20 protein-coding genes are annotated in these 24471 nt (G+C 47.1%); 10 read left to right on the forward strand and 10 right to left on the reverse strand.

The window, feature by feature from the left end:
* Positions 1–1569, forward strand: coding sequence for a multiple monosaccharide ABC transporter ATP-binding protein (mmsA, locus tag MHH76_RS02415; protein WP_023855646.1), 1569 nt, complete (start codon positions 1–3; stop codon positions 1567–1569).
* On the forward strand, positions 1544–2755 hold the full coding sequence (mmsB, locus tag MHH76_RS02420; protein WP_020450150.1) for a multiple monosaccharide ABC transporter permease: 1212 nt from the start codon (positions 1544–1546) through the stop codon (positions 2753–2755). Before mmsA ends, mmsB begins: the two co-directional genes overlap by 26 nt.
* A 47-nt stretch (positions 2756–2802) precedes the next feature.
* On the opposite strand, the gene MHH76_RS02425 is transcribed toward mmsB, so the two are convergent.
* Together MHH76_RS02425 and MHH76_RS02430 are read right to left on the reverse strand one after the other, a co-directional pair.
* The gene (locus MHH76_RS02425; protein ID WP_023855644.1) at positions 2803–4071 is read right to left on the reverse strand and encodes an MFS transporter; all 1269 of its coding nucleotides are present in this window, start codon (positions 4069–4071) and stop codon (positions 2803–2805) included.
* A 15-nt stretch (positions 4072–4086) separates the two neighbouring features.
* Positions 4087–5004: a helix-turn-helix domain-containing GNAT family N-acetyltransferase gene (locus MHH76_RS02430; RefSeq protein WP_043054056.1), complete on the reverse strand. Its 918-nt coding sequence runs from the start codon at positions 5002–5004 to the stop codon at positions 4087–4089.
* Between the two features lie 272 nt (positions 5005–5276).
* Here MHH76_RS02430 and MHH76_RS02435 point away from each other — a divergent pair, with 272 nt between their 5' ends.
* Positions 5277–7349 carry a beta-galactosidase gene (locus MHH76_RS02435; protein ID WP_035337226.1) on the forward strand — a complete coding sequence of 691 codons (2073 nt, stop codon included), beginning with the start codon at positions 5277–5279 and terminating at the stop codon, positions 7347–7349.
* Between the two features lie 6 nt (positions 7350–7355).
* On the opposite strand, the gene MHH76_RS02440 is transcribed toward MHH76_RS02435, so the two are convergent.
* The 4 genes from MHH76_RS02440 to MHH76_RS02455 all read right to left on the reverse strand — a co-directional run bounded on the left by MHH76_RS02440 (position 7356) and on the right by MHH76_RS02455 (position 10959).
* Positions 7356–7514 (reverse strand): hypothetical protein, encoded by a 159-nt coding sequence (locus MHH76_RS02440; protein ID WP_023855642.1) that lies wholly within the window; start codon positions 7512–7514, stop codon positions 7356–7358.
* A 76-nt stretch (positions 7515–7590) separates the two neighbouring features.
* Positions 7591–8736 (reverse strand): phytase, encoded by a 1146-nt coding sequence (locus MHH76_RS02445; protein WP_023855641.1) that lies wholly within the window; start codon positions 8734–8736, stop codon positions 7591–7593.
* 179 nt (positions 8737–8915) lie between these two features.
* On the reverse strand, positions 8916–9374 hold the full coding sequence (locus MHH76_RS02450; protein WP_023855640.1) for a GyrI-like domain-containing protein: 459 nt from the start codon (positions 9372–9374) through the stop codon (positions 8916–8918).
* Positions 9375–9468: 94 nt separating this feature from the next.
* Positions 9469–10959, reverse strand: coding sequence for a peptide MFS transporter (locus MHH76_RS02455; protein WP_023855639.1), 1491 nt, complete (start codon positions 10957–10959; stop codon positions 9469–9471).
* A 290-nt stretch (positions 10960–11249) separates the two neighbouring features.
* Here MHH76_RS02455 and MHH76_RS02460 point away from each other — a divergent pair, with 290 nt between their 5' ends.
* Positions 11250–12986 (forward strand): right-handed parallel beta-helix repeat-containing protein, encoded by a 1737-nt coding sequence (locus MHH76_RS02460; RefSeq protein ID WP_023855638.1) that lies wholly within the window; start codon positions 11250–11252, stop codon positions 12984–12986.
* 22 nt (positions 12987–13008) lie between these two features.
* Here MHH76_RS02460 and MHH76_RS02465 read toward each other — a convergent pair whose 3' ends face one another.
* Positions 13009–13227, reverse strand: a complete 219-nt coding sequence (locus MHH76_RS02465) for a hypothetical protein (protein WP_023855637.1) — start codon at positions 13225–13227, stop codon at positions 13009–13011.
* A gap of 124 nt (positions 13228–13351) precedes the next feature.
* Between MHH76_RS02465 and MHH76_RS02470 the strand changes: the two genes are divergently transcribed.
* From MHH76_RS02470 to MHH76_RS02485, 4 genes are read left to right on the forward strand one after another with little or no spacing between them, the layout of a single operon-like run.
* A complete protein-coding gene (locus tag MHH76_RS02470; RefSeq protein WP_023855636.1) occupies positions 13352–14995 on the forward strand; it encodes a spore germination protein in 1644 nt (547 codons plus the stop codon).
* Positions 14979–16202, forward strand: a complete 1224-nt coding sequence (locus tag MHH76_RS02475; RefSeq protein ID WP_043054057.1) for a Ger(x)C family spore germination protein — start codon at positions 14979–14981, stop codon at positions 16200–16202. Before MHH76_RS02470 ends, MHH76_RS02475 begins: the two co-directional genes overlap by 17 nt.
* 24 nt (positions 16203–16226) lie before the next feature.
* Positions 16227–17333, forward strand: coding sequence for a GerAB/ArcD/ProY family transporter (locus MHH76_RS02480; RefSeq protein WP_035337219.1), 1107 nt, complete (start codon positions 16227–16229; stop codon positions 17331–17333).
* Positions 17334–17388: 55 nt separating this feature from the next.
* On the forward strand, positions 17389–18117 hold the full coding sequence (locus MHH76_RS02485) for a MerR family transcriptional regulator (protein WP_035337217.1): 729 nt from the start codon (positions 17389–17391) through the stop codon (positions 18115–18117).
* 32 nt (positions 18118–18149) lie between these two features.
* Here MHH76_RS02485 and MHH76_RS02490 read toward each other — a convergent pair whose 3' ends face one another.
* Positions 18150–18833, reverse strand: a complete 684-nt coding sequence (locus MHH76_RS02490) for an ABC transporter ATP-binding protein (RefSeq protein ID WP_035337215.1) — start codon at positions 18831–18833, stop codon at positions 18150–18152.
* 15 nt (positions 18834–18848) lie between these two features.
* On the reverse strand, positions 18849–20288 hold the full coding sequence (locus tag MHH76_RS02495; protein WP_035337214.1) for an ABC transporter permease: 1440 nt from the start codon (positions 20286–20288) through the stop codon (positions 18849–18851).
* Positions 20289–20505: 217 nt separating this feature from the next.
* Between MHH76_RS02495 and MHH76_RS02500 the strand changes: the two genes are divergently transcribed.
* Positions 20506–21192: a response regulator transcription factor gene (locus MHH76_RS02500; RefSeq protein WP_025810143.1), complete on the forward strand. Its 687-nt coding sequence runs from the start codon at positions 20506–20508 to the stop codon at positions 21190–21192.
* Entirely contained in the window at positions 21182–22609 is a 1428-nt protein-coding gene (locus MHH76_RS02505) for a HAMP domain-containing sensor histidine kinase (RefSeq protein ID WP_035337212.1), read from the forward strand. Before MHH76_RS02500 ends, MHH76_RS02505 begins: the two co-directional genes overlap by 11 nt.
* A gap of 32 nt (positions 22610–22641) precedes the next feature.
* On the opposite strand, the gene MHH76_RS02510 is transcribed toward MHH76_RS02505, so the two are convergent.
* Complete coding sequence (locus tag MHH76_RS02510; RefSeq protein WP_035337209.1) at positions 22642–24360, reverse strand: methyl-accepting chemotaxis protein; 1719 nt, start codon at positions 24358–24360, stop codon at positions 22642–22644.
* Between the last annotated feature and the right edge of the window lie 111 nt (positions 24361–24471).

A 24471-nucleotide genomic window follows, 5' to 3' on the forward strand; every position in this document is an offset into this window, starting at 1 on the left:
ATGTCCGATTGCATTTTGGAGATGAGAGGCATCACGAAGGAGTTTCCCGGCGTCAAAGCGCTCGACAATGTCCACCTCCGCGTTAAAGCGGGCGAAATCCATGCCCTCTGCGGAGAAAACGGGGCGGGCAAGTCGACTTTGATGAAGGTGCTGAGCGGTGTATATCCGTACGGTACGTATACGGGCGACATTTTGTATAAAGGGGAAGTATGCCAATTCAAAAATATTAAGCAAAGCGAGGAAGCGGGGATCGTCATCATCCACCAGGAGCTGGCGCTCGTCCCCCAGCTTTCCATTGCGGAAAATCTTTTTTTGGGCAATGAACAGGCGAGCCGCGGCGTCATCAATTGGCGAAAAACGAAGCTGGAAACGCTCGAGTTAATGAAAAAAGTCGGGCTTCATGAATCTCCGGATATGCTTGTTTCCCAAATCGGCGTCGGAAAGCAGCAGCTTGTTGAAATCGCCAAAGCGCTGGCGAAAAAGGTGCAGCTCTTGATTTTGGATGAACCGACTGCGGCTTTAAATGAAGCGGACAGCGAGAATCTGCTGCGGCTCTTACTCGAACTGAAAAAACAGGGGATCTCTTCAATTATGATTTCCCATAAATTAAATGAGGTTACGAACGTCGCAGATTCGATTACCGTGCTCCGCGACGGACAGACGATCGAAACGCTTGATGTGCAAAGCGGGCAATTGACCGAAAACCGGATCATCAGAGGCATGGTCGGCAGGGAGCTGCAAAACCGCTATCCTGCCAGAAGCGCCAAGATCGGGGACGTCATCTTTGAAGTGAAGGATTGGACAGTTCATCATCCTCTTCAACAGGACCGCAAAGTGGTAAACACGGCGGCCCTTTCCGTCAAAAGAGGCGAGATCGCAGGAATTGCCGGCTTGATGGGCTCCGGAAGGACGGAGCTGGCGATGAGCATCTTTGGAAGATCATACGGAAAAAACATCTCCGGCACAATCGAAAAAGACGGGCGGGAGCTTTACATCCGCCACCCTGAAGAAGCCATTAAAAACGGCATCGTCTATGTGACGGAGGACCGGAAAGGAAACGGTCTGATTCTGGATGACAGCATTAAAGAAAACATTACGCTGTCCAAACTGGAGAAGGTGTCGAGCCGATTGGTGATGGACGAGCGCCGCGAAAAACATGAAGCGGAGGATTTTCGCAGGAAATTGAACATCAAGACGCCCGACATCGGCCAGCGGACCGGAAATTTAAGCGGAGGCAACCAGCAGAAGGTCATGCTGAGCAAGTGGATTTTTGCGGAGCCTGACATTTTAATTTTGGATGAACCGACGCGCGGCATCGATGTCGGCGCCAAATACGAAATCTATGGCGTCATCAATCAGCTTGCCGAAGCAGGTAAAGCGGTTATTATGATTTCTTCGGAGCTTCCCGAGCTGCTGGGAATGTGCGACAGAATCTATACGATGTGTGAAGGGGAAATCACCGCTGAATTTTCCAAAGAAGAAGCTGATCAGGAGAAGCTGATGAAATATATGACCATCCGCATGAAGAGAGGGGGAGAGGCGTATGCAGACACCGGTGCAAACGGATAAAGACCGCGCTCAGCCCGGTTACTTTCAGCTGTTTCGCGACATGTATAAGCAGAACATCCGGAAATACAGCATGGTCATTGCGCTCGTGTTTATTATGCTGCTGTTTCAAATACTGACAGACGGAATTTTGCTGAGGCCGCTGAACATTACGAACTTGATTTTGCAAAACAGCTACATTCTCATTTTAGCCATCGGGATGATGCTCGTCATCATTACGGGACACATTGATTTATCAGTCGGTTCAGTCGCCGCTTTTGTCGGCGCCGTCTCCGCGATGATGATCATCGAAAACGATATGCCGCTGTTTGCGGCGGTCGTTCTGTCGTTGCTTCTGGGAGCGGCAATCGGCGCCTGGCAGGGATTTTGGATCGCTTATGTCAAGATTCCAGCCTTCATCGTGACGCTGGCGGGAATGCTATTGTTCAGAGGACTCACGATGATCGTGCTTGAGGGGAAATCGATCGCTCCATTTCCCGTGTCCTTTCAAAAAATGGCGTCCGGCTTTATCCCGGACTGGCTGAACGGAGGCGCGCTCCATATGACGACGATTGTCGCCGGAGCGGGAGTGTCGATTCTTTATCTCGTGTATCAGCTTCAGCAGAGAAACATGCAGAAGAAATTCCAATTTGACTTGCAGGGAAAAGGTCTGTTTGCAGTTAAGGTGTTTTTTATCATCGCCATTATCAACCTTTTTACCTACATTCTCGCGACGTACGAAGGCATACCTCTCATTTTGATCACATTGTTCATCTTAATCGCCGGGTATACATTCGTTATGAAAAAAACCGTCATCGGGCGGAGAATCTACGCAATCGGCGGCAATGAAAAAGCAGCCGAGCTTTCAGGAATCAAAACAAAACGGCTTACCTTTATGGTCTTCGTCAATATGGGCGTCTTAGCTGCTCTTTCCGGATTGATTTTTGCCGCCCGTTTAAACGCGGCCACTCCGAAAGCAGGAAACCTGTTTGAACTTGACGCCATTGCGGCCTGCTTCATCGGCGGTGCTTCAGCTTACGGCGGAATCGGTACGATCGGCGGGGCCATCATCGGCGGCCTTGTCATGGGGGTCATGAACAACGGTATGTCGCTGCTCGGTCTGGGCATTGACTGGCAGCAAGCAATTAAAGGCCTCGTCCTTTTGATTGCCGTTGCATTTGATATTTACAATAAGAATAAAACTTCTTAATTGATAAAGAAAAACCTGTTTTTGAACATCAAAAACAGGTTTTTTCATTATTGCTGGACTGAACGTCCTTCCTGATTCAGTGTGGGGTTTATTTTTTTAGGTTCCGGCAGGAGGATGTTCAAAATGCTTGCTGCCGCCAAAATAACGATTGAAAGATAGAAAGACAGGTTATAGTTGCCTGTTTGGCTGTACCAGACGCCCGGCAAATAAGCGCCGAGCGCCGAACCGAGCTGGTGGCTGAGGAACAGCCAGCCGAGAATGAACCCGACGGAGTACTGCCTGAAATACTGGGTTGCGAGCATTTGCGTCGGGGCGACGGTCGCAAAGTCGACCAAACCGAACAAAACCGCGAAGCAAAGCAGGAGGACCGAGTTGTGGCTCGACAACAAAATGACAAGCGACAGCGCCCTTACGGCATATAAAAAGCACAAAATTTTTCGGCTGCTCCAGCGGTCAGCGACGACGCCGGAAATCAAAATGCCGATGATGTTAAACCCGGCCAGCAGGCTGACAGCGGCGCTTGTTACTTCGGTCGAAAACCCGTGGTCATGCGAAAAAGGGATAAGATGGGTATCCATTAACCCCGTCGTTGTAAATCCGCAAATGAAAAACGGCAAGACGAGGAACCAAAACGTTCTTTTGAGAAAAACGGCTTTGTATGGAATCTTTTTAGGCTGGGCGTCCGGCTCTTCTTTTGTCTCGCCGCCCTGAGTGCCGCCGATCGGCTGTACATTCTTTTCCGAAGGATGATTCCGCAATAACAAGATGACGATCGGAAATACGATAACAGCTAAAAACAATCCGAGAACGATAACGGTCACTTTCCAGTTAAACCAGTGGATCAACATGAGCGATCCAGGGACAAGCAGCATCTGCCCCGCGCCGAATCCCGCTTCCATAATGCCGAATGCAAGCCCCCGCTTCTCATTGAACCAGTTGGTCACGATCACGGTCGATGCGACATTCGACGCACCGCCGACGCCGAGAGAAACGATGATGCCGTACAAAATAAACAGTTGCCACGGAGAAGTCACGAGATATGTAAAAAAGATGCTCAGGCCGACCAGAAGCGTGCTGAGAGATAAAATGATCCGCGGTCCGAACCGGTCGACAAGCCTGCCGATTACCGGCTGGGATACACCGTAGACAATGAAGCTCAGCATGGAAATAAGCGAAATCGTGCCCCTGTCCATTGAAAATTCCTCTTCCCAAGGCTGAATAAAGGCCCCGAAAGAAAGGCGCACTCCTTGAACGGCCAAAAGCGTCAAAAACGTCACAAAAACGATAATCCAGGCGTAGTGTATTTTCCGTTTCATAGATCCTCCATTTCGTCAGCCTAACTCGGCATCCCAGCGTTCTTCCCGGAGCCGCTGTCCCCATAATAAAGTCTCGTCTTTCACTTCCGTCAGTCTGAATCCGAATTTTTCATACAAAGGCCGCGCTTCAGCCATCGTACTTACCGTCCATAGAAAAATCCGTTCAAATTGATTGTCTTTACAATAATCGATGAGATGCTTCAAAAGGCGCGTGCCGACTCCCTGATGCCGAAAAGCGGCATCGACCAGAAACCATCTGAGCTGTACGGTTTTGCCGGGATGTTTGACGAGCCCGACGCATCCCGCAAACCTTCCGGCGCTCTCTGCGATCCAGATGTTTTCGATATCGGCATCAAATGTTTCGTGAAGGTAATCCAAAAATGAATCGTCCCAGCCATGTGTCTCCGCGTAAAACGCACGCTGTTTTTCGATCATCAGTTTGATATCGTCCGATATATAGTAATCTCTTATGGAAACGTCCGATTTCTCGGGCGGCAGGTGTTCCGACAATATGCATTCAATTGTATTCATCGCCTCCGTCAGCTTTTCCTGATGGGGGCCGTCGATATGCTTCAGCATGTATTCGATTTGCTGATTGGCTTTTGTCTCCAGCTTCTTATAAATGGATTCGCCGAAGCTTGTTAAATAGATATAGTGGTTGCGGCTGTCCTCCTCGCTTCTCTTTTTATAGACCATATTTTCCTTTTCGAACCGCTTCAGGATCCGGCTGACATAGCCCCGGTCCAGACCGAGCGTATCTTGAATCAGTTTGGCTGTACAATCGGCCGTATTGTGAATTTCGAATAATATCCGGGTTTCCGTCAATGAAAAAGGGCTGTCATAAATATGTTCATTCAGAAAACCGAGCACATTTGTGTAGAATCGATTGAACTTTCTGAATTTTAACGTGATAGAATGATTGATTTCTGTCATCTCAAAACCTCTCTCCCTATAAATCGTTGCTTTAATCAATTATAATAAAATAGTTGATTTAGTCAAGTGTATGGAAATAAAGTTAAAAATGTTAATGATAGATTATATTTTACAAATAAAGAAAGATAAATTCAATCATACAGGAAAATTCATCCACCAGGCAGGAAAGAGGGAAGAAAACAGAGTATATAATCTAACAACCTGTTTTTGAAAGCGTTTAATGTCTGTCTCCGCGTCATATGAAAACGAGGAAGAGAGGATGAAACTTTACGATGGTCAAACCGTATCCCCCGATCAGCCGGAAAGTTCCCCGACTGTTGCATGGAGCCGATTACAACCCTGATCAATGGCTTAAATATCCGGACGTTTTAAAAGAAGATATCCGCCTGATGAAGCTGTCCCGCTGCAATGTGATGTCTGTCGGCATTTTCTCCTGGGTTTCGCTCGAGCCTGAAGAAGGAAGATTTACATTTGATTGGCTCGATCAGGTTCTTGATACTTTCAAGGAAAACGGAATTTATGCGTTCTTGGCTACACCGAGCGGCGCCAGACCGGCTTGGATGTCCAAAAAGTATCCCGAGGTGCTGAGAACGGAGCGCAACAGGATCAGAAACCTTCACGGAAAGCGGCACAATCATTGCTATACGTCGCCTGTCTACCGCAGGAAAACGGCGATCATAAACGGAAAGCTTGCGGAGCGCTATGCGCATCACCCGGCTGTCATCGGCTGGCATATCTCCAATGAATACGGCGGAGAGTGTCATTGTGAACTTTGCCAAGATAAGTTCAGAGAGTGGCTGCTCGCGAAATACAAAACGCTGGACCGCCTTAATCATGCATGGTGGACATCGTTTTGGAGCCACACCTATACAGATTGGGACGAAATCGAGTCGCCGGCTCCGCACGGCGAGGATGCCGTTCACGGTCTGAATTTGGACTGGAAGCGGTTTGTCACAGATCAGACGGTTGATTTTTGCCGGCATGAAATCGCCCATGTCCGTTCTTTTAACCCTGAACTGCCCGTGACGACGAATTTTATGGGAACGTATGCCGGATTGAATTATTGGAAGTTTGTCGATTTGCTTGATGTCATCTCGTGGGATTCTTATCCGGCATGGCACAACAGCCGGCAGGAAGACAGCCGGCTTGGAGCCGATATTGCTTTTGTTCATGACATCAATCGGTCTCTTAAAGGCGGCCGGCCGTTCATGCTGATGGAAAGTACGCCGAGCATGACGAACTGGCAGGATGTCAGCAAGCTGAAGCGCCCCGGTATGCATGAATTGTCATCATTACAGGCAGTCGCTCACGGTTCGGACACTGTTCAGTATTTTCAATGGCGGAAAAGCCGCGGCTCAAGCGAAAAATTTCACGGGGCAGTCGTTGATCATGAGGGATCAGAGCATACGCGCGTCTTTCAGGAAGTGAAAAAACTTGGGGAAAAGCTCGAAAAACTTGAGGATGTCGCAGGAACGACAGTCGAACCCGAGGCCGCGATTATATTTGACTGGGAGAATCGCTGGGCTTTGGAAGACGCCCAAGGTCCGCGCAATATCGGCATGCATTATGAACGGACGGCCAAATCGTTTTATGAGCCGTTTTGGCGGGAAGGTGTACCGGTTGATGTGATTCATATGGAGGCCGATTTCTCCCGCTATAAGCTTTTGGTCGCCCCGATGCTCTACATGCTGAAAGAAGGCACCGCTGAAAGGATTGAACAGTTCGTTCAAAACGGGGGGACATTTGTTGCCACTTATTGGTCGGGTATTGTCAATGAGGATGATCTTGTGTTCCTGGGAGGGTTTCCTGGAGGCTTAAGAAAAACGCTCGGCATTTGGTCTGAGGAGATCGATGCGCTTCATGACGGGCAGAATAATACCATCGTGCTGGATGCAGAAAACCGGCTCGGATTAAGCGGGAGCTATGAAGCCAGCGAGCTTTGCGATCTGATTCATTTAGAAGGAGCCGAAGCGCTCGCTCTGTACGGGGAAGATTTTTACGCGGGCCGGCCGGCGCTGACGGTCAATTTGTTCGGAGACGGGAAGGCCTACTATATCGCTTCAAGGAATGAGGCGGCGTTCCAAGAGGCGTTTATATCGAGGCTCATTGAAGAGTGCGGGATTGCCAAAGTGCTCGATACAGAGCTTCCGAAAGGCGTCACCGCCCAGCTCCGCACAGACGGCCGCCACGATTATATTTTCGTGATGAATTTTACAGCGGAAAACCGCACGGTCTCGCTTCCGGAAGAAACATATACGGACGTCTTAAAAGGAACCCGGAAAAAAGGCGCTCTCAAACTGCCTCCATACGGAACGAGCATTTTGCGGAGAAGCCGCAAAGCCTAGGAAGCCTCATTCTTCAGGCCGGCGCTTCGTGCAACATGCAGCAGCGAGCAGGAAGATGACAGCTGAAATATACGCCAACACACCTTGATCGAAAATAAAGAGAAGCACCACATTTGATAAAACCGCCAACATAATAAACACTACAGCATAAAGATTTAGACGCAATACTATCCCTCCATTAATTGTTATCTTAACATGAAGGGATGTAAAAAATCCGCGGGAAATACCCGCGGATCCGTCCTTATTTGGCTCGGTTTTTCAGTTTTCGGGGATTGACCTGATCATCGATATCAGGCTTGTCATCAAGCGCGTCGGCGATTTTTTCCCAGGAGACAATTTTGAAGTTCTGATTGACCGGTTGTCCGTTTTCCGTATTTTCGCCGTCTTGGGCGACAAAGATGCCGTATGGATATGTTTTGCCGAGACCGAAGCCGATGACGTCGATTCCATCGGTATCGCTTGTCCTGTCGATTTCTTTGCCATTATCAATTGAAAAAGCGGTGACATAGTCGTTTTTCCCGCGCCGGTCATAGATGGCATAACGGTTATCGCCCTGACTGGACGCGATCAAATACCCTTCTCCGTCTTCTCCGTAGTAAATCGTCAGCCCTTCAATATCAGCGGTTAGATGCGGTCCGTCGGCACGATCGACGATTTTTCCTTTATCTCCGCCGTCCGGCTCGGCGCTGAAAGACCAAATCGCAACATCTTCTTCGGCGATGTACATTTTGCCGTATTCATCATCTGCCGCAAGCCCTTCTGTTTGAGAGCCCATTTTGAATGAGCGGACCTTTTTGCCTTCGACTTGTCCTTTTCCGTTGTCAAACAGTTCATATTGCTCGAATTCTCCGTTCTTTCCGGTCACCATGGCGTAGAACTTGCCAGTTTTCTGGCTGTGATACAGGCTGAAGCCATATACCTCCTCGATATCGGTTTGAATAGGTTTTTGAGGATTGACAATGTTCTTCAGCTTGCTTTTTTCGCCGTCAAAGGCGTAAATTTCAACCGTGTTTTTGCCGTCTGACCGGTTTGAGGCCCCGGCAATATCAATTTTTTTGCCATCGAGCGGAAAATTGTAGCGCAGATCGACATTGTTTAATTTGCCAAATGGATAGGCCGCAAGCTGTTTTCCCTTCAAATCATAGACGATTAAGCCCGATTTTTTGTTTGTTGTGATGAGCCTGCTTTTTTCAGGCTGCTTCGGATGAACCCAAATCGCCGGGTCATCTGCCGCGTCGTCAGGGGTATCCACCGGCTCTGTCTCCGCATCGGCAGTCACCGTGAATTCTTTGTGAGCCGCAGCTTCGTTATGGGGGAGACTGCTCCATGAGGGAGACCATAAAGATGCTGCAAGTGTTGATAAGGCGAGCGTTTTGTAAAAGTTCATATATTAACCTCCTTTTGATAACACTTATCCTAGCAAACCAATGAAAATTATCATTTGCGGGGATGTAAACTTTTGTTAAAAAGCGATGGCTAAAAAAGACCGCCGATACTCTAGAGTGCGAAACCGCAAAGAAAACCCCCGGAATTTTTTCCGGGGGCTGCCTTTAACATCGCTATCTCTCATTGAATCGGAATGTATATCTCAAACGCAAGTTCGTTTAAATCCTGATCCATCGGGTAAAATTCCAATTGTGTAAAAGCGTCACAGTTTAAACGAAGACCTTGATCTTTGATCCATTGATAGACTTTTTGATAAGTCACTTCAGGCCGCTCATGCTGCGGATGTCTTGTATGAGCATATGTCAGAGCGGGCGCCTGATAGCTGATCATTCCTTCCGGAAGGGTTTCGGGGAGGCTCTCCGTCTCCATTAATATATAAAAAGTGAATTCCCCTTCGCCGTGATGATCCGATATGGCCCACATACCGCTGTCTTCTTGAACACCGACTATTTCTCCGCGCCGGTCTTTCAGCTGCTGAATGATGCCGTGGAGCTTTTTCGCCCGGGCTTCTTCGAATGAAACGGTTTGTGAAAAGCCAACACCAACAAATCCGGGCTTTGCTGTCTTTTTGATCGCCAAAATTTTATCCTCCCATCCTGCACCGATTGGTTATTCAGTTATTCGCCGGACAAGAAGCAAATCCTTCAGAAAAGGAGTATCGGCCTGTTGCTTTTTAATTGACACCCTTCATAAATTTCTGAATTTTCGGTGACAGCAACATCAAAATGATTCCGAGCAGGATGGATACACCGCCGATGACGCCGAAGTAGGCGATCTCTGTATCAGCGCTGTAAAATCTGACGATCTGTGCGTTGATGGCCTGTGCAGAAGCGTTTGACAGGAACCATAGACTCATCGTCTGCGCTGAGAATGCCGCAGGAGCCAGCTTTGACGTTGCGGATAACCCGACTGGAGACAAGCACAATTCCCCGAGAACGACGATCAGGAAGCTGAGCACAAGCCACATTGGATTGGCAAGCGATTCAGTGCCGTTGATATAAGCAGGGAAAATCATGACGACAAATGACAGTCCGGCTAAAATCAAGCCGAGTGAAAACTTCGTCGGCGTTGACGGCTGACGGTTGCCGAGCCTCATCCAAATCCATGCGAAAACCGGTGCAAGCACAACGATGAACAACGGATTCAGCGACTGGAACCAAGATGAGTGCAATTGGACACCTAAAAATTCTAAATGAGTGCGTTTATCTGCATAGGTGGCTAAAATATTGGCGCCTTGTTCCTGAATCGCCCAAAACATCATCGATGCGACAAACAGCGGAATGTAAGCTGTGAGACGGGAACGTTCATCACTCGTCGTTTTGGAGCTTTTAAACATGACGATGAAATAAATTAGCGGGATCAAAATACCGAGACAGCTGACGATCATCGTAAACAGCTTGATTGTCATCCAGCCCATAAAGGCGGAATAGCCAAAGATAGCAGCGATCACCAAAACACCGATTCCAATCCGTCCGAACACCGTTTTTCTTTCAGCGGGTGTCAGCGGATTCGGCACTGTTCTTCCAGCAGAACCGAGATTTTTCTTCCGTGTCGCCAAATAGGTCAGCAGCCCGAACAGCATGCCGATGGCAGCAAGGCTGAAGCCGAGATGGTAGTTGTATGACTGGCCGACTGTGCCGACGATAATCGGCGCAAGAAATCCGCCAAGGTTGATCCCCATATAGAAGATGCTGAAACCTGAATCGCGACGGGTGTCTTCAGGGCTGTATAAATCGCCGACAACGCTTGATACGTTTGGTTTTAAAAGGCCTGTCCCAATGATGATCAAGAACATGCTGATGAAAAACGCGGGGACGCTTCCCGGGAATGACAAAAGAATGTGTCCGAACATAATGAGCACGCCGCCGTAAAACACGGTGTTTGCAGTTCCGAGGAGCCTGTCCGCTATCCAGCCTCCGATGATGCCGGACATATAGACGAGGGAACCGTATACGGCCATAATCGAGTTCGCTGTGGTTTGATCAAACCCGAGGCCGCCTTTTGACACCTCTGTATACAAATAGTAGATAAGGATGGCTCTCATACCGTAGTATGAAAAACGCTCCCAAAATTCAGTGAAGAATAAAGTGAAGAGTCCGCGGGGATGTCCAAAAAACCCCTTTTGCGGAATGTTTTGAAAAGTTTCTTTTTGATGGTTTGACATTCGCAATACTCCTTCTCTTTCTATGTCTATTATAAAAATCATATTCTTATATAATGTTCGTGTCAATACACCTTCAATCGATTTGAATGTATGATCGATGATGCAACAAGTTGTGAAGCGCTTTACAAGCGGATAGTAAAAAGTTTTGAAAAAAAATTTGGATGAAAAGATTTTTTAATAAAATTTTATCTATCTCATGTACAAGCGGATTTTACTAGAATGGCATATATATATCAGGAACCGTTTTACAAAAGGAGGCTGAAAACAGCGTGCAGCAGCAACCTGAGGAAATGAGAATGACAGTGGTTGACGCGACAAAGTTCGGTGCTGTCGGCGACGGCAAAACAGATTCCACAAATGCAATCAACGAATGTTTGGCATGGACAAAGTCGATGGGATACAACACGGTATGGATACCGAACGGCACGTACCTGATTGACGGGACGAAAAACGGCGACCGGCGTGCTCCGTTTCGCGGCGCCGGCATCAATGTTCCGGGCAATATTGAAATTTTGATGGACGCGGAGGCCGTCATCAAGGTAAAACCGAACAGCTCATGGGGATACGCTGCTTTTTATATAGGCGGAACATCCAATGTGAAAATATCCGGAGGCAGCATCATTGGGGAAAGGGATGAACACACATATACACCGGCGCCGAGACCGACCCATGAATGGGGATTTGGAATTTGCATCGAAGGGGCGTCAAATGTCGTCATTGAACATGTGAGAATAGCCGATTTTACAGGAGACGGAATCATTATCAGCAACGGAGGAGACGGCTATAAGCCGTCGGAGCGTATTAAGGTAACCGATTGTGAAATCAGGCGCTCCAGAAGAAATAATTTGTCAATCACAGGGTGCGACAATGTTCTTGTTGAAGGATGCGAAATTGCAGATGCGGGGACAGGCAACGGCACGGCTCCGCGTTTTGGCATTGATATAGAAGGCTACGGTGAAGGAGACATTGTCTATGAAGAACCCGTCAATGTCATCATCCGAAACAACGTGTTAAAAGGCAATGTCAACAATGCCATTTCCAATTTCAACGGGACTTCTGTTATCATCGAAGGCAATATCGCAGACGGCACCATTTCATACGGATACGGGACGAGTACGACGATTGCAAACAATATCATCAAGAAAAACTCCGAATCCACCGGACAGGGCATCGGAATTAACGGCCTCGGTGTAGGGGCTTTGGAAGCAAGAAGCGATGCCGTTATCAAGGGGAATTTGATTTCCGGTTTTTCGACAGGCATCGATATCCGCGGAAAAAGCGTTTTTGTCACGGGAAATCAAATCCGTGATTTTGTAAATGCCGGAATTCTTGCTTATCAAGCGTCGCAAATCTTTATTGAAGGGAATGATATCGAAAACGACGTGCCTGAGCAAAGGTCCGGCACCGCTCTCAGCATTATGCAATCAGACAATGTAACGTTTTCCGGCAATCAGATCGCAAATGTCGTTCTTGCGGTCAGGAGCACAGGCAATGACGTTCAAATAAAGGATAACGTCATCAAGCAATTCTCCAGAGGCATCTGGATATCGCAAGGAAATGCTGTGATAGAAGGAAACTTTATTTCGCCGGCCGGCTTTCAAACGGTGACGGAGTCATATGCTGTCTCCATCACAAATACGGCTTCTGCAGTCATTCGGCAAAACACCTTCACCCGTTTCAGAAACTTTCCAATATACTGCTCGACAAATCAGCATACAAAAATAATCGGAAACGACATCGAAGATTCACCGCTGATCGTCACGATGTATCTCACCCGCGGAACACACGAGATTATCGGCAATACGATCACGCTCAGCAGGCCGTCCTTGCCGGCTATCCTCATTTATCTTGACCAATCGTCGGATTCGGCGATCCTCAACAACACGCTCCGCAGCAATACGGCCGCAAGGATAACGGCAATTCAAACCAATACGTCAAGACAAACCCTGATCATCGGCAATACGATTGTCAAAGGAATGATCCATTCCCACGAGACAGATACGGTTAATGGAAATATCGAAGTTTAGGCTCCCTTTGATAGGGAGCCTTTTATGTCCTTTTTTTCTTCTTGCGGAAGTTCGCCGAGGCTTCGAGAAAAATGATAAATAAAAATAAAAGGATCATGATCCACTCGCCCACTTCTAAGATGGCAAACGTCAGGGAGTTTAATACGGCCCTTTGCAGGGTCATGCCTTGAAATACATCCAGCATGACGGCAAAAGTCTCTAAGGAAACAAATAATAAAAGCCCGATTCCGATCAGTTTCAACTTTTCACCACTCTCCGTTCCCCGTTATTTTTTCTCTTTTCATAAAGCACTATTCCCCCGGGAATAGTATAAATGTGCTTTCGTAAGGAAAAATATGAAAAACGAAAAGGGGATTCTGACAGCCATGCCATTCTTTTTTAAAGGTCGTCATCAAAAAGATAACAAACAAGAATCTCTTATGAGCGGAGATAAAAACCCAGAAACCGTAAATGTATCCGGGTTTGTGCGCCCCTTGCTTGCCGAAAACCTGAGCGTGATTAAAGAAACGACCGGAAACAGCGCGGATATTGTCATCCGCAAATTAAAAACGGGCGCTGACGAGAAAATCGAAATAGCCGTCGTTTATGTCGGCGGCATTACAGATGAGAAAGCGATTCACGACTTTTTGCTGGAATCGATCATGAGCTCTGAAGAATTAGCGAAAAAGGAGTACGGACGGGATGTTCTTGAGACGATTGCAAGTGATGCCGTCGCACTGGGCGGTGTTGAAAAAGAAAAGCGATTGGACAAGATGCTTGAATCTTTGATGGCAGGGGATACGATCATTTTGGCCGAGGGAACGGAAACAGCGGTTATTACGACCACGAAAGGCGGGGAAAAGCGTTCGATCAAGGAGCCTGAAAATCAGCAGGCATTCCGCGGTTCACGTGAGGGATTTATCGAAGCTCTCGACACGAATATTTCTTTGGTGCGCCGAATCATTAAAAACCCGAATCTTTGGGTTGAAAAAATGACGATGGGAAGCGTCACAAAAACCGATGTGGCGATCATGTATATCAACGGAGTGTGCGACCCGAAAACGGTGAAAGAAGTCAAAAAAAGGATGGCTGGCATTGAGATCGACAGCATCCTTGAATCGGGATATATTGAACAGTTTATCGAAGACGCTGTATTTACGACCTTTCCAACGGTATATCATACCGAAAGGCCGGACATGGTCGCAGGGAATCTGCTTGAAGGAAGGATCGCCATCTTTGTTGACGGTACACCGTTTGTCCTGCTTGTCCCTGCCGTTTTTATTCAATTTTTTCAATCTGTTGAGGATTACTATTCACGTTTTGACATTGCGACGTTCATCCGCTTTTTACGCGTGTTGATCTTTTTTATTTCGCTTATTGCGCCTGCCGTCTACGTTGGTGCGACGACGTTTCACCAGGAAATGATCCCGACGGAGCTTTTGATCGTAATTGCCGCGCAGCGTGAAATCGTGCCGTTCCCGGCTGTGGTGGAAGCGCTGATCATGGAAATTTCGTTTGAAATTTTGCGAGAGGCGGGCATCCGGCTTCCGAAAGCGATTGGTTCTGCCGTTTCGATTGTGGGAGCCATCGTCATTGGACAGGCGGCGGTTCAGGCGGGGATTGTGTCGCCGGCGATGGTCATCGTCGTAGCGATCACAGCGATTTCAAGTTTTGCCACACCTTCCTTCGCCATGGCGATATCCGCGCGGCTGGTTCGGTTTTTCTTCATATTAGCCGCGGCGACAACGGGTTTCTACGGTATTATTCTTGGACTGATCATCATGTTTGTCCATTTAAGCAGCCTCCGTTCATTCGGTGTTCCATATATGACGCCTTTTGCGCCGTTTATTTTGAAAAACTGGGGCGACTCCATCATTCGTTTGCCTTGGTGGACACATGAGAAGCGGCCTGAACTGATCGGCAATGACAATAAGGTGCGCCAAGGAGAATACCAGAAACCCGAGCCTCCGGATTCAGGCGATATGAAGACAAAACAAGAAGATGGTGATCCAAATGAAACGAAGCCTTAAGATTGTGCTCCTGCTGGCCGCCATTGTTCTTCTTCAAGGATGCTGGGATAAAAGAGAGCTGACAGATTTGCTGCTGATCACTGCCATCGGTATTGATAAAGGTAAAGATACAGATTACGAATTGAGCTATCAGATCGTCAATCCGATCAATGTGACAGGCGGCCTTCAAGGCGGACAGGGAGGAGACAGGCCGCCGGTTTCAAGCTATTCTGTGACGGGCAACAATCTGACGGAAATGAGCAGGCACGCGTCGGCGAAAGTGTCGCGGGAAATTTATTACTCCCACACGAACCTCGTGGTTGTTGATGAAAAACTCGCCAAGGGAGAAGGCTTGATCAAAATTCTTAATGTTCTTGACCGGGACACCGACTTCCGTTCAACGGCGACGATTATTATTTCCCGCGGCCAAAAAGCGAAAACATTCATCCGGACGCTGACGCCGATCGATAAGATCCCGTCAAATAAAGTAAACAAGACACTGCAATTTACTGAAGAGCATTTGGGAGAACATATGAAAACGAGCGTGCAGGATGTCGTCAAGTGCTTGACATCGAAGGCAAAACACCCGATTATTTCTTCTTTTAAAGTAACCGGAAACAAGGAGAAGGGTGAAAAGATGGAAAACGTGCAGTCTACATCTCCTGAGGCAATAGTCGAAGCGGACGGGCTGGCAGTCATTAAAGAGGGCAAGCTCGTCAACTGGCTTGAAGGCAAAACCGCGCGAGGCGTTTTATGGCTGCGCAATAAAATCAGCAGAACGTATCTGACAATTACATTAAATCACGAGAAAGATGCCGTCACATTTGATGTCATCCGCCAAAAAACAAAAGTCAGATCTCACCTGAAAAACGGCAAGCCGGCGATTTCGGTTGACGTCGACATGGAAGGGGACATCGGCGAAACAACTGTGCCGATTCACTTGGATGATCCAAAAGTGCTGAGCGACATCGAAAGGAAGGTGGCAAAGGAACTGAAAAATGAATTGCAGAATACGATTGACATTGTTAAGCGAAACAAGACGGATGTTCTGCAATTCGGTGATATTGTGTATCGCAACCACCCGAAAGTGTGGAAAAAGATGGAGGGTGAGTGGAGCAACCGGTACTTTCCTGACACAGATGTCGACATTACGGTTAACGCATATATAAGGAGAACGGGTTTAAGGAACAACCCGAACATTTTGAATCATCACGAAGGGCGTTCTTGAATGAAAGAGAGAGGAGGGCTTTAAATGGAGAAAGCAAAAATCAGTGCTTCACAGCTGTTCGTGCTGATTGTTTTGTTTGAACTCAGCAGCTCGCTGCTGATTTTTCCGGGACAATCTGCAGAACAGGACGCCTGGATCGCGATCTTGTTCGGAACAGCCGGGGGACTGGCTTTGTTTATGATGCACCACTTTTTCTACCAAGTGAATCCTGATGCCTCTCCCTATGAAACGCTGATGAATATTTTTGGAAAACCGGTTGGCTGGGGCCTGACTTTTATCTACATTGTTTATTATTGTTATATTGCGGCAAGGGTTCTGCGCGATTTTGGCGAAATGCTGCTGACATCGGCTTATCCGAATACGCCGATTATCTTCGCGAATGGTTTGTTGATTGCAGTTTGTATTTTTACCGTGAGGAAAGGAATCGAAGTCCTGGCCCGTTCAGGGGAGCTGCTGTTTGGCATCATGTTTTGGCTCGCTGTCACGGGCCTCATCTTAATTGTTTCGTCAGGCTTGATTAAACCGAAAGAGCTTTTGCCCATTCTCGGAAACGGCCCCGGTCCGATGCTTCATGCCGTGTTCACGCAAACGCTGTATTTTCCGTTTGGCGAAATTATCGTCTTTACATTGATCCTGCCGTATTTAAAAGAAAAGAAACAGGCGAAAAAAGCGGGGCTGTTGGGAATCGCCATCAGCGGCATCATCCTGGCTTTTAATGTGGCATTGAACATCAGCGTGCTTGGCGTCGACCTCAATATGAGGTCGCGCTTCCCATTGCTGAGTACGATCCAGACGATTCAAGTAGCCGAATTTCTGGACAGGCTTGATGTATTTTTCATGCTCGTGTTGGTAATTGGCGGTTTTTTTAAGATGAGCATTTTCATGTATGCCGTAACCGAAGGCGTGACCGTCTTATTCAAGCTTAAAAACCCATCCAAAATCGTTCATGTCATCGGCATTATCATTTTGATTTTATCTGTCTCCATTGCCAGCAACATTTCGGAGCATGTCAAAGAAGGAATCGAGTTTGTTCCTTTATATGTCCATTTGCCGATGCAGGTGATCCTTCCCGCTTTTATTTGCCTAGTCGCTTATGTAAAAATGAAAAAAAATAAAAAAAAGGCCGTGTAATGGATTGACCCCGCCCTTAGGGCACCCTTTAACATGACAGACGAGGTGAAGTTTGATGCTCTATACGGTAAAAGAAGTGGCCGGGTTGGCGAATATCACGATCAAAACGCTGTACCACTACCATAAAATCGGCCTTTTATGCCCCGCGGAAGTGACGGATGCCGGCTACCGCCTGTACGGGGTAAAAGAGCTGGAACGGCTGCAGCATATCTTGTTTTATCGGGAGCTCGAATTTCCGCTCAAGGAAATTAAGCAAATACTGGACGGCAAAGCTGATCGGTTGACGATTTTGTCTGAGCAGAAACGTCTTTTTTCTGCCCGTTTGGACAGGATAAAACAGCTGATTTCTACGATCGATCTCTCGATTCAGCAGGCCGGGAAAGGAGAAGCAATGGATCAATCAAAAATGTTTAAAGGGTTTTCAAGCAGCAGGGAATGGGAGGACGCACTCGCTGAACAGAACCGCTATTTGAAGGAGGCATATGACGTCGATTTGTTGAAAGGAGAACCGATCATCGCGGAAGAAATGAATGAAAAAGCTGAAGAGGCGGCCCGTTTTATGAATGGAATGGCCGAAGCGCTCAGAGATGGAGTCAAACACGACCATGAACAAGTAAAGACCGCTATTAAACGGCACCTCAAGTTTTTAGGGATCACACCCGGTGATTTTCAGACGCAGACACGCTTCTTTATCGAAGATGATTTTCATCGCGGGATGCTTGAAAATCAGCAAACCGGCCTCTCGTATTATTTGGCGGCTGCTGCAGAAGCTTTTGCTTCATAATAAAAGAAGGGGAACGGCTCATGCCGTTCCTCTTATCCTGCGGATCTGCGGTTTTTGACGGTAAAGCCGCCCCTTGAAAGCCGGATGTTGACATCGGATACTTTTGCGATCTGTTCATCATGGGTGACCATGATGACACATTTGTTTTCTTGGTGGGCAAGGTTTTGGAAGAGCCGGACGATGTCCTTTGATGTATTTTCATCCAAGTTGCCTGTCGGTTCATCGGCGACGATTAAGTCCGTGTCACAGCAGAACGCTCTGATGATGGAGACACGCTGCTGCTGGCCGCCGCTTAATGTCAGTACTTTCTGTCTGGCCTGCTTTTCGCCGATGCCGACTTTTTCGAGCATCTCCAAAGCGTATTGTTCTTTGTTTTTGACCTGAGATCCGGTAATTTCCATGGCCGATGTGATATTTTGGAGAGCCGTCATATACGGCAGCAGGTTATACGATTGAAAAACGATCGATACATTTTGATTGCGGAAGCTGGTCAGCCCGATTTTTGAAATGTTTTCTCCTTTATACAGGATGTCTCCCTCTTTTGGTACATCAAGTCCGCCTGCCAGCGATAAAAAGGTCGTTTTGCCGGAGCCGGAAGTCCCGACAATCGTATATAAGAGCCCTTGGCTGAATTGAATGCTGATCTTTTCGAAAAGAGGCTGATTCTGATTTTTATACCAATAGCCGACATTCTGAAATTCTAAAATAGTACCCATGATCTTCACTTCTTTCTATTCTTGTTTTGATAAAATCGTTTTCGGATGGAGCCTTAAAACAGATATTGACGGAAGGAGCGTCGCGAACAGCGCGATTAAAAGGCCGATGCCGCCGAGTGCCATCAAGTCCCCGAAGGATACTTGGATGTCGAGCTGATCAATGGCTGAGACTTGAGCGGTACTTTGTCCGAATAAGCCTCCGCCGCCTGGACCCATCATTCCGCCTGCAGACTGGCTAGCTGACGTTTGTTCGATTTGCTGGCTCAAGAGCTGATTCCCGATTTGCCCGGCAATCAAGCTGCCGGTTAATGCTGAGATGCCGATGGCAAGCACTGCGATCATTAAGATTTCGGTCAAAAACTGTCCGACGAGTTTCCAGCGTTTTTCACCGATCGCCATCAGAACGCCCATTTCGTATTTTCTCTCCCTGATTGACATCATGACGATCAGTCCGAGGATCACCGCTCCGGCGATTGTGACGAGATAGACGACATTTTTCGAGAAGGACGCGACATTTTCAATCGGGCCGACCATCTGCTGGTACAATTGGTCATTGGCGTCCAATGTAAATGTATCCAAATCAATGCCTGTTTTCTTGGCAGCCGCAATGAAAGCGTCGATGTTGGAGGGGTCGTCCATATTGTAGACCGCTTCATCAATCGCGTTTTGATCATCGTCGCCTTTTAAGGCCGATGCCGCCGTATATGGTGTGTAGATTTTGTTATAAGGGTTTAGAAAGGCGAAGTTTTGCGCTTGATTATCACCGGATGAAGTCGTTTGATAGATTCCGACGATTTTTAAATTGATCGTTGCAGCTTCATCGCTGCTCGCTTTGACTTTGATCGTATCGCCGACCTTCAGATCGTTTTCTTCGGCAAGCGTTTCTTCAATCACGGCGACTTTTTTATTCACATCATCCTTTGTTAAAGCGCGGCCTTCTGTGATCTTGGACGTCCCGTCGGAAAATTCGTCGACAAGGGCTGTGCTTGTCACACCTTCGATTGATACGTCTGCCTGCATCATTTGCCGGCCGCCCTGTTCATTGCCGCCCGGTCCGGCCGGCTGCTCGCTGTTTGAGTCCGTTGAATCCTCGTCACCGCTTTCGATCGGATCGAAATTGTCCGCTAAAGCAGACGTTGAGGAGATGTAGTTATAGCTTTTGACATAATCAAGGCTCGCAAGCTTCTCGGCTGATTTGACAGAAACGGGGGTCGATTCAAACCTTTTCCGTTCTCCTGATTCCTGCTGTTCTTTCATCATTTTTTCCCTGTCAACTTTGAGCGTGACGCTGCCTCCAAGCTGTTCCCTTGCCAGTTCGCTCGATTTCACGGCCGCCGACTGGATCGTAATTCCTGTCAGCACGAGCACGCAAATCATCGTGAAAACAAACAATTGTAAAAGTGTTTTTCCTTTTTTCGCTTTCATGCTCCAAAAGGCTCGTTTGAAAAAATTCATAACGTGTGATTCCTCCGTATCTATTTCATTTATTATGGCTGCGAAGTCAAACGGCAGCAGGACTTTTGCCTTATGCTTGATTTCATCTTAGCCGCTACTTATGAATAAATTATGACCAAACTATTGCCAGTCCTTTAAATATTCAGAATGGAATTGAGAAATGGCTGAGCCCTGTGTAAAATGAATCTAATGTTTGTCAAGCGGAGGCATATTGACGATGAAAATATTAATGATCGAGGATAATTTAAGCGTATGTACAATGACAGAAATGTTTTTTGCAAAAGAAGGATTTGAAACAGAGTTCGTCCATGACGGACTTGAAGGATATAACCGTTTTAAATCGGATGATTGGGATTTGCTGATCATCGATATCATGCTGCCGTCGATGGACGGAGTCACGATCTGCAAAAAGGTCAGGGAAGAGAGCACGGTTCCGATTATTATGCTGACGGCAAAGGATACGGAATCAGACCAGGTGCTCGGTTTTGAGCTCGGGGCTGATGATTATGTGACAAAGCCGTTCAGCCCTTTGGCGCTTGTGGCGAGAATCAAAGCGGTGAGCCGGAGGTATCAAAGCGCCTGTCGGCAGGATTCCGCTGACAGCGACACGCTTGAAACGGAACATTTTAAAATCAATAAAAAAACGAGAGAAGTGTTTTTGGACGGTGTTCAAATTCAAAATTTGACGCCTAAAGAGTTCGATTTATTGTATTACCTGGTGCAAAGTCCAAAACAGGTTTTCTCAAGGGAGCAGCTGCTTGAGCAGGTTTGGGGATATCAATTCTACGGAGACGAGCGGACCGTTGATGTTCATATTAAAAGGCTGAGAAAAAAGCTTGGCAGCGACTCGCGGCCGTTTCTTTATACCGTATGGGGAGTAGGGTACAAGTTCGATGAAGATTAAGTATCTCTATCAGCTGCTGGCCAGTCACATCAGTATATTAATCCTGGCTTTTCTCATTACCGGGGCGCTGTTTTCCCACTTTGTCAAAGACTTTGCGTACGAGAGCAAAGTCGATGAGCTGTCTTCTTTCGGCTACCGCATCATGGGCGAAATGGAAATGCGGCCAAAAGGCGCGCCGGCCATTATGAAGCCGTTTGAAGAAATTTTGCGAAGCAGGAAAATCAGCTTCTTTCTATTTAATGAAAAGAAAGAGGTCTTGATGACGCCGGCCGATTTGCGGCCGCGAAAACTGTTGCTCAGTGATGAAGAATGGAAAGAGCTTAAAGATGGAAAGGCCGTTGTCGTCAAAACCGACTTTAACCGTTTTAATGAGGAAGTATCGGTTGTGGCGCTGCCCAATATCGTCAACAATGAATTTCAGGGAGGCATTCTGCTGACCGCTCCGATCAGCGGGACCGAGGAAATGATCAGCGATATGAACCGCTTTATGTTCTTTACGGCGGCGGGTGTTATCTTAGTCGCTATTCTTTTAAGCTGGCTGACGTCTAAATTCCATGTCGCCCGCATTCAGAAGCTCCGCGACGCAACGAAAAAAGTCGCCGCCGGAGATTATGACATCCATATCGAAAACCGCAATAAGGATGAAATCGGTGATTTGGGAGACGATTTTAACATTATGGCCCGCAAGTTAAAAAGCTCAAGCGAAGAAATCGACCGGCTTGAAAAGCGGAGACGGCAATTTATCACTGACGTCTCACATGAGCTGAAGACGCCGCTGACGACGATCAGCGGTTTAGTGGAAGGGATGAACAGCCAGACGATACCCGAAGATCAGCAGGATAAATGTATGAAGCTGATTACGGAGGAGACAAAAAGGCTGATTCGCCTCGTCAACGAAAACCTTGATTATGAAAAAATCCGCTCCAATCAGATTACATTGCAAAAGCTGCATTATCCGCTGATCGAAGTGTTTGAAATCATTAAAGAGCAGCTGGCGCTTCAGGCTGAGGAGAAACAGAATCAGCTGATCCTCGATGTGGAGGATCATGTGATGGTCAATGCCGATTACGACCGGCTCATCCAGATACTCGTCAATATTACGAAGAACAGCATTCAATTCACAACGAACGGAACCGTTTGGCTGAGAGGCCGGGAAGACTACAAGGAGACGGTGATCGAAATAGAGGATACCGGAATCGGCATTGATGAAGAGGATATCGAAAACATTTGGGATCGTTTTTATAAAGCAGATTTATCACGGACGAACACCCCTTACGGAGAATACGGGCTGGGGCTGTCGATCGTCAGACAGCTCGTCGCCCTGCACAACGGTACGGTAGAGATTGAAAGCGAGAAAAACAAAGGAACAAAATTTATCATCCGTCTGCCGCTGACAGCGAGAGATGATGATGAATAGAAACCCGCCAGACGCTGTCTGGCGGGTTTTTGTTAATCTTTAATTTTGAATTTCTGGATCAGGTGCTGCAGCTCTTCGGCGTTTTGCGCGAGGATCTGTGATGCGGCGGCGATTTCTTCCATTGAAGCAAGCTGTTCCTGGGTTGCCGCACTAACTGTTTGCGTGCTTCCCGCTGCTGTTTCGGCTACTTCTTTGACGCCGGAAATGGCGGTTTCGATTTCGCTTGCGCCGGCTGTCAGGTTTTTCACTAAGTTTGTCACGTCATTGATCTGTGTGACGACCTCCGTAATCGAGTTTTCGATTTTTTGGAAAGCGCCTCCCGCTTCATGAACGACGACAAGTCCTTCTTTGACTTCGCCGGTTGCCGAAATGACCGAATTCATCGTCTGCTTCGTATCGTTTTGAATGATCGTAATCAATCTTGTAATCTGTTCAGCCGACTGGGCCGATTGCTCGGCTAATTTCCTGACTTCATCCGCGACGACGGCAAAGCCTTTTCCTTGTTCTCCCGCCCGGGCCGCTTCAATGGCCGCGTTTAAAGCAAGCAGGTTCGTTTGTTCGGCGATGCTCGTAATCACTTCGGTAATATTTCCGATCTCATTGGAACGCTCTGTTAAATGTTTAAATGCTTCTGAGAGAGAGACGACCGTTTCATTAATAGACTTCATTTGAGTGCTCACTTTATTAATGGCTTTCGTGCCTTCAAGCGACATCATCGCCGTCTGGTCAGCGGTGGCGGCCGCTTTTTCGGCATTTGAAGAAATTCTTCCGGCAAACTCGGTCATTCCTGTAATAACGGTTCTGCTGTTTTCAACGCTTTCCACCTGCTGATCGGAGCCTACTGCAAGCTCCTGGATCGTTGTTGAGATGTACTCGCTCGCCTTTGTGCTTTCATCCGCGCTGGCGCTCAGCTCTTGTGATGAAGAAGCAACTTGGTGCGACGTTTCGCCGACCGTTTCAATGATCGAACGGACGCCTGCTACCATTTTGTTAAATGATGATGTCAGCAATCCCAATTCATCTTTCGATTGATATGTTCCTTTGACAGTAAAATCGCCTTGCTCGGTTTCTGCGAACAGCGCCTGAATGTCTTTGATCGGCTTTGTGATCAGCCTTGTCATTAAGAGGCCGATCGAGATGGATAAAACAAGCGCTGCAGCAATGACAATGATGAGAAGCGTGATGATTGAACCGGCTTCTTTAGAATCCCGCTGATAGATTGTTTTGGCGTTATCAGCATTTAAGGTTTGAATGTCTTCAATGAGCTGGTTGACCGTTTCTCTTTGAGGTTCCATCTCTTTTAGATAGACATCATATGCTTTATCATTTTCGTTCTTCACCGCCCAACTGAGCATCTCGCTGCTGATATCTTGCAATTTCTTGTATTCGGTTTTGAAATTCTCGTATTTTTTAGAGACGTTGTCCATTAATTTCAGCTGATCGATTTTTTCCATTAAGGTGCTGTTTTCTTCGTTTTTTTCCTTAATGTGTTTTTGCAATGTTTCATTTCGATCATTGTCTTTCGTCACCATCAGCTCGAATTTGTACGTGTCAAGATCAAGGTTGTTCGCTTTTAATTTTGCAAACAACTGGTTGGGAACCAATTGATCTTGATAGATGACCTCTGAACCTTTGGAAAGCTTGCTCAGCCCGCCTATCCCCTGGATGCCGACAATCGACAAAGCCAGCGCTGAAATGATAATGATGACAAATAGTTTGCTTCTGATTTTTATATTTCTCAACAGATTCATATGGTGTTCTCCCATCAACTTATTTACTTTACATATCGGCTTTCAAAACGGTTTTGTGAATGAATTTAAGGCAGGCAATTTTAGGGAAGGGGATATTTTCTGACAACAAAA

The organism is Bacillus sp. FSL L8-0193 (genome assembly GCF_037976065.1).
In the GTDB taxonomy this organism is placed as follows: domain Bacteria; phylum Bacillota; class Bacilli; order Bacillales; family Bacillaceae; genus Bacillus; species Bacillus paralicheniformis.

Coding starts and splice junctions, on each gene's coding strand:
- MHH76_RS02500 (WP_025810143.1), top strand. CDS start 20,506: ATGAAAATATTAATGATCGAGGATAATTTAAGCGTATGTACAATGACA.
- MHH76_RS02445 (WP_023855641.1), bottom strand. CDS start 8,736: ATGAACTTTTACAAAACGCTCGCCTTATCAACACTTGCAGCATCTTTA.
- MHH76_RS02510 (WP_035337209.1), bottom strand. CDS start 24,360: ATGAATCTGTTGAGAAATATAAAAATCAGAAGCAAACTATTTGTCATC.
- MHH76_RS02460 (WP_023855638.1), top strand. CDS start 11,250: ATGAGAATGACAGTGGTTGACGCGACAAAGTTCGGTGCTGTCGGCGAC.
- MHH76_RS02480 (WP_035337219.1), top strand. CDS start 16,227: ATGGAGAAAGCAAAAATCAGTGCTTCACAGCTGTTCGTGCTGATTGTT.
- MHH76_RS02495 (WP_035337214.1), bottom strand. CDS start 20,288: ATGAATTTTTTCAAACGAGCCTTTTGGAGCATGAAAGCGAAAAAAGGA.
- MHH76_RS02485 (WP_035337217.1), top strand. CDS start 17,389: ATGCTCTATACGGTAAAAGAAGTGGCCGGGTTGGCGAATATCACGATC.
- MHH76_RS02430 (WP_043054056.1), bottom strand. CDS start 5,004: ATGACAGAAATCAATCATTCTATCACGTTAAAATTCAGAAAGTTCAAT.
- MHH76_RS02455 (WP_023855639.1), bottom strand. CDS start 10,959: ATGTCAAACCATCAAAAAGAAACTTTTCAAAACATTCCGCAAAAGGGG.
- MHH76_RS02435 (WP_035337226.1), top strand. CDS start 5,277: ATGGTCAAACCGTATCCCCCGATCAGCCGGAAAGTTCCCCGACTGTTG.
- mmsB (WP_020450150.1), top strand. CDS start 1,544: ATGCAGACACCGGTGCAAACGGATAAAGACCGCGCTCAGCCCGGTTAC.
- mmsA (WP_023855646.1), top strand. CDS start 1: ATGTCCGATTGCATTTTGGAGATGAGAGGCATCACGAAGGAGTTTCCC.
- MHH76_RS02505 (WP_035337212.1), top strand. CDS start 21,182: ATGAAGATTAAGTATCTCTATCAGCTGCTGGCCAGTCACATCAGTATA.
- MHH76_RS02425 (WP_023855644.1), bottom strand. CDS start 4,071: ATGAAACGGAAAATACACTACGCCTGGATTATCGTTTTTGTGACGTTT.
- MHH76_RS02470 (WP_023855636.1), top strand. CDS start 13,352: ATGCCATTCTTTTTTAAAGGTCGTCATCAAAAAGATAACAAACAAGAA.
- MHH76_RS02490 (WP_035337215.1), bottom strand. CDS start 18,833: ATGGGTACTATTTTAGAATTTCAGAATGTCGGCTATTGGTATAAAAAT.
- MHH76_RS02475 (WP_043054057.1), top strand. CDS start 14,979: ATGAAACGAAGCCTTAAGATTGTGCTCCTGCTGGCCGCCATTGTTCTT.